The following is a 9,036-nucleotide window of genomic DNA, read 5'->3' as shown; positions in this document are numbered from 1 at the left end:
GCGACGCCGTGGAGTTCCGCGAGGTCGAGGAGAGGTTCCATGTCGGCGGCGACTCCGCCGTAATGCATGACCAGTACTGCTTTCGTTCGTTCCGTGATTGCCGCTGCGACGCAGTCGGGATCGATATTGCCGGTACTCGGATCGATGTCGACGAAAACAACAATGGCACCGCGCAACGCGACGGCGGTTGCCGCCGAACTGAACGCGAAGCTCGGAACTATTACCTCGTCGCCCGGGCCCAATTCGAGTAGCAGCGCACCCAATTCGAGTGCGTGCGTGCACGAGGTCGTCAGCAGAGCATGCGTGGATCCGGTGATCGCTTTGAGCGCTGCAGTCGCGGACTTGGTGAAACGTCCGTCACCGTGAATGTGATCGGACTCCAGAACCGTTGCCAGATTCGACAATTCGTTCGATGCCCGATAGGGGCGGGAGAAGATGATGCGATCAGTGCTCACAACAACCTACCAAGGAAAGGATACGATCGCGCGGAAAGCCATGCATCCCAGCCGAAGCCTTCGGCGTGTTGAGTGAGCTAGAAATGAACGACTCCGACCACTTGCTGGACGATTCGCAACATTTCCACCGGCAGGGTGAACAACGGTTTGACAACAACAGCCTGAAAAACTTCTGTGCTCGACACGCGAGACTCCTTGTCCGGGTACCACTACTGGCGCCCATTCGATTGCAATTATTGATCCTCCCGGGGGGAGGAATGGGGAATTCGTCACGCATCCGACAAACAGTCAAGTGCTCAACAAGGTCAACATGATCACCGACGCGTTCAGGAGTTCCGCCCCAGATAATGGTACTGCTCACTTACCCCTGTCTATCCCTTCCTTCTCGTTGACCACGAATTTCTCGCATACATGCCGGGCCCTGTGAACATGAGCGCCGCGCCTCGCCTCCGAGCACGCAAACACGCGGTTCACGCGCTTTCGGTCACCGCTAGCCGAAAGCTCTCCCGAAGTAACCGACAACGTGAAACCATTGCGCTGGCGGGATCTCAAGCCGATCGTGGCACAACACGGCCGACTCCGATCACACTGTCGGAACCGCTACTCTCCAACTCGCGCAGAAGCTCCCGAACCTCGCTCAACCGGTAGCGCCGATGCCCGCCCGACGTCGTCATCGTGCCGATCTTGCCGGCGCGTGCCCATCGCACGACAGTGCCCGAATTGACACCGAACATCGCCGCAACCTGGCCGGACGTCAGCCTCTGCTCGACAATGGGCCTCTCAAATGACTCCATGACTCTCAGCTTCCTGACAACAGTCTCCGGCGTGCAAAAAATGGGATACCTGGCGTGCACCTCGTGCGAGTCAGGCTCACCCGCTTGGCAGTTCGGCTCGTCGACCATGCGCGGGCAGTGGTCGAATCCGTTCGGCATTGAGTTCTCTGCTCGGCCAGGCCCGCACCACCCTGCATTTGTTCACCGAAGCCCGCTCGCAGCAACAGCCCTCATCAGCACATCGGTGGGAATGTGGTGGCCGGACGGCTGTCAGTCGCATGGCTCGCGAGGTCAGCCGGGATAAACGCCGGCCACTAGTGCTCCCTTGAGCGTGGTCGAATCGATCTCGGTGAAGGTATCAGTGTCGTAGGCGGTCAAGACCGTGTCGAGATTCAACGGCGCCGCCGCGTACGCGTTCAACAATCCGTATGCGTCGACGGCGTCATGGAGGAAAGGAAGTTCGGGTACATTGCCCAAAACTCCTGAGGTCCCGTCAACGGAACTGACGTAAGTCTTGTCGCCCTCCGCCGAGAACCCCACGTACACGGGCGTGTTCTCGGTTGGGATCGTCCGGTTCGGCTCTCCCGTCTCGGTGTCGATGACGATGATTTCTTTGCCGAAGTAGTTGCACAGCCACAGTTCTTTCCCGTCCGGACTCAATGTCGCCGAGAGGGGGCCGTCGGTCAGCTCCATCGGCAGCACCTTTCTCACGGTCCAGCTCCGTGCGTCGATGGTGGTCAAGCCAGAGAAGAAGTTGACTGCATAGATGGTGTTGCCGTCGGCGCTGACTGCCCCCCAACCTGGCACAAACCCACCCAAAAACAGTGGCGGCGCCAACGGTGCCCCGGTGACGGCGTCGTACTTCGTGATGGTTCCTGCGGTGGAGAACGCGTACATCGTCGAATCGTCGGGAGACAACTCGAGGTGCGCCGGCGCAGGCGGCAACGCGATGGGCAACGTCCGCACGATCTGCAGCGACTGGGTGTCGATCACGTGCACTACCGATGCCCCGGTCGGTACGAACAGGTATCGCCCGTCGTGCGAGAGAATCGAGACGGCGTATGCCGGTCCGAGAGTTGGGATGCGGCTGATCACCGATTCCGTTTTCATGTCGATCACCGACACGTTCCAACTCAACGGCCCGAAGTTTCCCACGAACATTCTGGACTGATCCGGCAACATCTTGATCACCAGCGGGTGATCACCGACGGAAGGGATCTCCTTGACCTTGTCGAGGGTGTCCGGATCGAACCCGACTACCGAATTCGCGCCGTAGTTCGGCATCCAGATCAGTCCGTCCGGACCGCTCGTGCTTCCTGATATCGACGGGTTGGCTTGTGCGGCAACAGGAAAAGTCAGGATTGCACCGACCGTCACGGCGGCCGCCAACAGACGGGTCACCGTCGATCGTTGGGTCTTCTTCGATGGCATGGGGTGTCGTTTCTATGGGTAGTGCGGATTGGTGTGCGTGATCCGGCGTGGGGGCGTGCCGATCACGGAGTTTCGCAAGCGAGATCTGCGGAATTTCGGGGTTCAGTCAAGGTGCGGCACCCACGCTGGAATGCCGGGGCCGGGGGCAGTGGCGGTGGTGTCGAGGATGTGATCAGTGTCCGGATCGAACGTGATCAGCGTGCCGGGGCCGAGGAAACCAATCGTGATCAGATTCATGAACGTGATTGCCTCGCCAATCGGGCCGGGAACATTACGGGACGTCGGGCCCGAATCGGAGATGTATCCACGTGACCCATCGGCACTGAACGTCAGTCCGATCACATCCCCGGTTGTGGGAATGACGCCGAGGAGTTTGTCGTCGGTGGTGTCGAAGACCATCACACCGTTCTTACCGAAACGTGTCACGTACAGCTTTCGCCCGTCAGGGGAAATTTCGGACGTGAAGGCGCCCGGGTTCATCAACCCTCCGACTCCGTTCTCCTCGCTCGCTATCGTTTTTGTCAACTCCCATTTCTCGACGTCGATGACGCCGATCGAATTGACCGTGTCCGTATACAGTTTCTTCCCGTCCTGGGTGAAGCTGTACCAGAACGTTGCCAGTCCGCCCGCCCAGATCGGCGGCTTGACCGTCGCTCCGGTGACGGGATCGTAGGCACCGATCAACCCGCTCACGAACCCGACGTACATCAGCCCGTCGGGACCTGCCATAGCGCCTGCCGGAATATCATCGAAACGCAACCGCCGGACAATCGTATCGGTGGCGACGTCGAGAACCTCTACCACAAATCCCATCTCGGGAATGTAGATCTCTTTCCCGTCGCCAGATGTGAAGATTCCCAACGGGACCGACTCGACCGGCATGGTGACTGTGGTGTCGTTCGTGCGATCGATGATCGATATCGACGGTGACAACAATCCGAAATTGTCGGTGTAGATCTTGCTGCCGTCCGGCGTCTTCGCCAAGACAGCCGGATGTGACGGTCCTACAGGAACATCCAGCGGAATTCGCTCTGTGATGGTGTTCGTCGCCGTGTCCATGACCGCGACCGTGTCATTGTCGACCTCCGGAATGAACAGTTCGCCTTCCGGGCCGCCGACATACGGTTCGTCGAGCGCAGGAGAGGAACTCGTATCGAGCGAACCTTGCGCTGTCGCAGTCGAAGGCGTCGCCACCACGAGTGCAACGGCAACACTGACAACTGCAGCGCACGTGAAACGACGGGACACTACCGGCATGTCATACATCCTCAAAGTTGGATCGAGAAACGAACTCAGACATTGGTGCTGGACGGGATATTGCTGGGCAACAGGTACTCGTACGGTTGCCATCGGGACTGATTTCGTCGATGGATCTCGGCCTCGATATCCTGAAGCGAACTTCGGAAGCGTTGCAACGGACCGTCTTTGTCTGCGACCCGCGGATCGCCGAAGGACGGCGGAAATGGGAAAATATTCGTCCGGTAGTCACCCAGCGGCCGATAATAGAGCGTTCCCAGAGTGTTGAGAAAATAGAACTGCGCCAACGAGGTCAGTAAGTTGGGCAGCATCTTGATCCAGTCCGCTTCGGTGTGGCCCTCGACGGTTGCCGGCGGTGGAGTCGACATCATCCCGGCAGAGGCAGGGGCGTACGTCATCAGATGGGCCTGTGGGTAGTTCACCGACGCGTGATACGCGCTCGCGGTGTAGATGGCCATGGTGATGACCTCGATCAACTGATCGACGGACGTGACCGGCCGAAACCCGTTTATTTTGCCTATCGAGGAGACTTCATGCACCCACGCTGTCAACTCCGTGTCTCCGAGGACGTCGCTGTCGGATTCGTAATAGATCCGAACGTAGTCCTCGACCCAGTCCTCGATGGCACTCCACACCAATAGGGCGTCATCACGATAGGGGAACTCGGACAACACGTTGGCATCGTCGACGCCGCGACGCGCGAAATCACGATGCGGCATACGCTCGTAGAAATGCCAGTCGAGCCGGTCCTGCCCGACAGAATCCAAGATGTCGGGAAGCGGAGCTGCGAGGATCATGTCGGCGAAAAGATTCGGGGGCAAGATGATGGTCGCTGCCAGGAAGTTGACGAAAAGGTCGCCCTCGTAGTGTGGTTTGAGAAGAACTGACAACGGGTGATTCGGTGCCAGCGTCCGGTTCGTCGCGAGTGCGAATGCTTCCGAGACCAAATGGGCACGACCGAGATGAGCAAACATCTCGTGATGGTTGAAGTCGGCGGTCTGCACCACCGTCTTCGCCATCTGCCAGCCCCAATAGTGTTTCTGGTCATCAGGTGAGGGACGTACGAACATCGCAGCCGTTGCCGGATCCTGACCACATTGAATGGCTACCGGTTGCAGTTTGGTGCCACCGGGCGCGATAGCGAAGACCGCTACGGGTGCCGAGTTGTATCCGTCGCCGGTCAGGATCTTGTAGGTGGCATGCTCCGGCGCCAGTTTCCCCAACTCGGCGTAGTCCGTGATGAACAATCTTCCGGCGCCGATCGCCGCGTCGAGAGAATCATCTGCGCCCAACCCTTCTCTGTACTGCTCGTCGCTGAGAGGGAACTTGTCCGGCAACATGCCCTCGACACGCTCGATGACATTCGTGTTCGCACCGGCGATCCGCAAGTACGCGAAGAAATTGTCGTCATGCAGATTCTCCGCGGCACCCGGTATCGGCATCGTCTGCCAGATGGCGTTGTACCTCGCCAAACCGTCGGGCGTGCCGAAACTGCCGATGCTCTGATTCGTCTTGAGCAATGCCTGCACATTGGTCCGCAGGTTTCCCAACAGGATGAGAATCTGTTGAAACAGATCCATCGCCTCGGATTGAAGCATCGTCGCTTGAGCGGCTTCTTCCGCAGTCGCCGTCACGTACGCGTCCGAGGTGCGGTCCCCCAGCATGTTGTATTTGCCGTTGCCCAGCGAGGTGAACCTCGCGTTCAACTCCGCCGACCGTTGTTGCTTCGCCCGCAGGTCGTTTTGAGTATCGGCCAATGTTCCTGTCGCACCGGCGTTGAACTGAGGGATAATCGAGGCGACCAAGTTCACTGCCCATTCGAGCACGGTATCGATGCCCTCGATCAGCCACTCGATGGTCGGCAGAGAGTCCAGCGGAACGAAATACGCCGCGGGGATTCCCGTCAGAAAGGGCAGATCCTCCGTCCAGGTATAAGCCGATTGAGCCTGAACGAGCGCAGCCTGACGCGCCCACGGAATGGGGTCGAACTGCGGCAGCAACGGCACCGGGAACCCGGGCGGCGCCGGCGTCGCCCCGGCTGTTCCCGTCAAGCCCAACGACGCCGCAGGGATGAGCGCTGACAAGCCCAGCAGGCGCCGACGATTCAAACTTCGTTGCTGCATACGACAAACTCCTAGCCGATCCACACACTGATGTTGTCCACACACACGTTCACGAACCGCACAAAAGGGACACTTGGGATGAATTACTCTGTGCCCCATGAATAATGGAGACACCTACATTTCGAGCTTGATCATAATTTCGTTACAGTGACAGTAGACATGACGGTGCCACGGACGAGTAGCCACAAATTCAACCGACCCTCGAAACGACTTCGCCGTACAGTGATCAAAGAACGCGGCGCTATCGGCTTGAGGTATTCGATCACTGCACGATGCGGCGCCAATTTGATGTCCGGATGATCGATTAACTCGTCCTCGACAACGGCCCAGTAGGCGCTGTTATTCACATGACTGAATGGGTCAAAGTCTGTGGCACGCAAGACATGTACTCGGTCACTGAACACGTCGTCGGAATTTTTGTCCGGGGGAACTTTTTCGTTCAGCGACACCCACTGCACGCGTCGTTCGGACGTCCCCGCAGAGAGGTGCCGGAAACCCTCATCACTGATCCTCGCAGGAAGCCCTGAAGCATTAACATTGATCCAGAAAGACTCCGTCTCGATTACTCCGGCTTGACGGAACTTAGGGTTGAAGGAGTTGACATCAGGTGCCTCCTCGATCCGCACACGCATGTTTGCCCACCGCGTCGACAGTCCCGAGCACCACCGCTCTAGGTAAACCGTTCCCGGCCACGACATCGGTTTCAGCACATCGATAATTGTGCGGCGCACAATCCAGTACGGATCGGTCGATCCAAAACTCGAAGCCGCAAGGTCGTCAGTGGCGATATCCTGTAGGTACCGTGCCACACTGTCGAGTCGCAATCTTAAATCCGGGGACACATCACCGCCACGAACCCGGTACTCCGCTCCAAAGGATGGAGTCTCCGAGGTTTTGTCGGCCAGTGCAATTGCTGAATCGTTAGCAGCACGCGAATGACCTCCCGTACTTGGCATCTCGCGTTTACCCCCTCTCGCCATGCGGAAGCGCCATTAGCTGGGTGACGTCACCCAAGCCTGTTTCCTGCCCTCCGGCCAAGCCTTCTTTACGCGGCAGCCTTCCAGCAACATATAGCAATGTTCCAGCTACCGCAATGCTGCTCGGCCCCAACGCCACGATTTCAGTTTCTCACGCCACTGCCCAAATCGAACATTGCCTGCTCTGCCGCACCGATTTGCATCTAGAAAAACAATTCCACAAAAATATTTTGTCGATTCGTAATGATTCCTTGTGAAGGTCCTTTATGGCGCCTAGACGGCAGAGCCGGGCGTCATTTGAGCAGCACGAAATGTCAACTTTCGCTGTCCTGATCGCCTGAAGACAGGGCCACGGGTTAGCCTTATACATGTTATTGAGATGAATGTTTCACACCGAATCTAGTCGAAGGCTCGCATATGGAATCCCCATCAGCAAAGCATGTTTTTTGCACACAGCTCAACGCTCTCTTCTCCTCATCCAAAGTCGGACTCACCAACCTGGATGTAGCAAGGGAGGTTCGTCGGCGGGGATGTCCGTTATCTACTCCCTACCTCTCGCAATTACGCACGGGGGTCCGCACCAACCCGTCCAACCTGGTTGTCGATGCGCTCGCTGACTACTTCAACGTCTCCCCCGATTTTTTCTTCGACCCCCACGGATCTGACCCCGCCAGTTCAAACGGGACTCACGAATCCGAGGTGCTCGGCAAGCTCGCCAGCCCGGGCTTGCGTCGCCTTTTGTCGGCGTGTGTGGGGCTCTCCGACCTGTCGATGGAACTACTGGTAGAGATTTCCGATCATCTCCGACGGCCCCCACAATAATAGTATTGCGCAATTGCGACTGCGGAATCGATCCAATCGTTAGGACCTGCGAAGCACGCTTGCGCGCGTATGAAAATCGAGCAGATTCACCCCTGAGGTTGGGGGATAATTTTAAAATAGATTCCTCAAATTCCCTACCCTCACCACCATCAACATCGATGCATTTGCATAATCTTTCAACGTAGATGGGTCCACATAAATGTGAAACTCAATGGTATTACGGCGAGGCTACCAACCAATTCCCAGCCAGGTGGAAAACTATAGGGGCCGACTGACTTTGCACGATTAGTTAACGAATTCTCGCATGAACGGGCGGTCGCCACGATCCTCAGGTCGTGACAACGAAACCGCAGCAATAGTCATCGATCAGTGAATTCTTCTTGACCGCATCCGTGATCGTTTGGCCTGCACGAATCCGACTGCGGCAGACCTCGTTCTGCCGAGCCGGATTGTCGGATGACGGTGGATCAGAGCGCGAAAGGGTGAGGCATAATGCACTGCGCTGCAATGAGTTTCGAAAAGAAAGTCCGGATCTACCTTAAACGCGGTCACTCGGCCCGATTCTCTCTTTGGCAACAAACGTACGCCGAGGGATCGCCAACCTGCGGCCATTTACGTCGACAACTCAGTCACCTCAACCAGATTTCGTCCGACCCACTTAAACCAAACAGTCACACGTCAAGTACGGCGTGCACCTACGAGGATCGTAGTGGGATGATTGCGCCCAACCGCGACCAAAAAGGCTGCAAGGCAAGGTTTCTGGCCATTCGACCCGGAGATGCAAGGGGGACTGCCCCCACTTCGGTTGACGCGTGGGGGTGATAGCTTCAAGCCGCGTATACAGCCTGGTTGATTGTCTCAAACTCGATCGGCGTGAGTTTCCCGAGGCGCCGTTGCCGGCGTTTGCGATGGTAGGTTTTTCTCGATCCAGGTCACGATCGCCAGCCGCAGCTGTTCTTGAGTTGACCACCGTTGACGGTCGAGGACGTTCTTCTGCAACAGTGAGAAGAAAGACTCCATCGCCGCATTGTCGCCGCACGCCCCGACCCTACCCATGGAACCTTGTAAACCGTTGTCGGACAATGCATGAATGAATTTTCGTGATCGAAATTGGCTACCCCGGATGCTCTCCTGAGAGTCAAGCTGCTTTTCGATGGTGTCGGGTGTTCGGGGTGATGGTCTGCGGTCCAGGGTTGAG

General features: G+C 57.4%; 8 protein-coding genes and 1 pseudogene. 2 read left to right on the top strand and 7 right to left on the bottom strand.

What is annotated here, in order from left to right; translation table 11 throughout:
- The 6 genes from B0E55_RS31000 to B0E55_RS30975 form a co-directional block, all read right to left on the bottom strand.
- Positions 1-455 (bottom strand): aminotransferase class I/II-fold pyridoxal phosphate-dependent enzyme (locus tag B0E55_RS31000; RefSeq protein ID WP_133053482.1); only part of this gene is annotated, 455 nt, incomplete at its 3' end.
- A gap of 548 nt (positions 456-1,003) precedes the next feature.
- Positions 1,004-1,249: a helix-turn-helix domain-containing protein gene (locus B0E55_RS30995; RefSeq protein WP_051119249.1), complete on the bottom strand. Its 246-nt coding sequence runs from the start codon at positions 1,247-1,249 to the stop codon at positions 1,004-1,006.
- Positions 1,250-1,519: 270 nt separating this feature from the next.
- Entirely contained in the window at positions 1,520-2,659 is a 1,140-nt protein-coding gene (locus B0E55_RS30990; RefSeq protein ID WP_125461316.1) for a hypothetical protein, read from the bottom strand.
- A 102-nt stretch (positions 2,660-2,761) separates the two neighbouring features.
- A complete protein-coding gene (locus tag B0E55_RS30985; RefSeq protein ID WP_080911164.1) occupies positions 2,762-3,916 on the bottom strand; it encodes a YncE family protein in 1,155 nt (384 codons plus the stop codon).
- 35 nt (positions 3,917-3,951) lie between these two features.
- Positions 3,952-6,039, bottom strand: coding sequence for a lipoxygenase family protein (locus B0E55_RS30980; protein WP_019749966.1), 2,088 nt, complete (start codon positions 6,037-6,039; stop codon positions 3,952-3,954).
- 131 nt (positions 6,040-6,170) lie between these two features.
- Positions 6,171-6,995, bottom strand: a complete 825-nt coding sequence (locus B0E55_RS30975; RefSeq protein ID WP_080911166.1) for an acyl-[acyl-carrier-protein] thioesterase — start codon at positions 6,993-6,995, stop codon at positions 6,171-6,173.
- Positions 6,996-7,039: 44 nt separating this feature from the next.
- Here B0E55_RS30975 and B0E55_RS31615 point away from each other — a divergent pair, with 44 nt between their 5' ends.
- Both B0E55_RS31615 and B0E55_RS32735 read left to right on the top strand, forming a co-directional pair.
- Positions 7,040-7,273: a hypothetical protein gene (locus tag B0E55_RS31615; RefSeq protein WP_125461315.1), complete on the top strand. Its 234-nt coding sequence runs from the start codon at positions 7,040-7,042 to the stop codon at positions 7,271-7,273.
- 160 nt (positions 7,274-7,433) lie between these two features.
- Positions 7,434-7,838 carry a helix-turn-helix domain-containing protein gene (locus tag B0E55_RS32735; protein WP_108912757.1) on the top strand — a complete coding sequence of 135 codons (405 nt, stop codon included), beginning with the start codon at positions 7,434-7,436 and terminating at the stop codon, positions 7,836-7,838.
- An 827-nt stretch (positions 7,839-8,665) separates the two neighbouring features.
- Here B0E55_RS32735 and B0E55_RS30970 read toward each other — a convergent pair.
- A pseudogene (locus B0E55_RS30970) lies at positions 8,666-8,966 on the bottom strand (IS3 family transposase); the annotation flags it as partial.
- Between the last annotated feature and the right edge of the window lie 70 nt (positions 8,967-9,036).

The organism is Rhodococcus sp. 66b (assembly GCF_002076325.1).
Taxonomy (GTDB): Bacteria; Actinomycetota; Actinomycetes; order Mycobacteriales; family Mycobacteriaceae; genus Rhodococcus_F; species Rhodococcus_F erythropolis.
The sequence above is the reverse complement of the archived record's forward strand: the minus strand, read 5'-3'. Positions and strand labels throughout refer to the sequence as shown.

Coding starts and splice junctions, on each gene's coding strand:
- B0E55_RS30995 (WP_051119249.1), bottom strand. CDS start 1,249: ATGGAGTCATTTGAGAGGCCCATTGTCGAGCAGAGGCTGACGTCCGGC.
- B0E55_RS30990 (WP_125461316.1), bottom strand. CDS start 2,659: ATGCCATCGAAGAAGACCCAACGATCGACGGTGACCCGTCTGTTGGCG.
- B0E55_RS30985 (WP_080911164.1), bottom strand. CDS start 3,916: ATGCCGGTAGTGTCCCGTCGTTTCACGTGCGCTGCAGTTGTCAGTGTT.
- B0E55_RS30980 (WP_019749966.1), bottom strand. CDS start 6,039: ATGCAGCAACGAAGTTTGAATCGTCGGCGCCTGCTGGGCTTGTCAGCG.
- B0E55_RS30975 (WP_080911166.1), bottom strand. CDS start 6,995: ATGCCAAGTACGGGAGGTCATTCGCGTGCTGCTAACGATTCAGCAATT.
- B0E55_RS32735 (WP_108912757.1), top strand. CDS start 7,434: ATGGAATCCCCATCAGCAAAGCATGTTTTTTGCACACAGCTCAACGCT.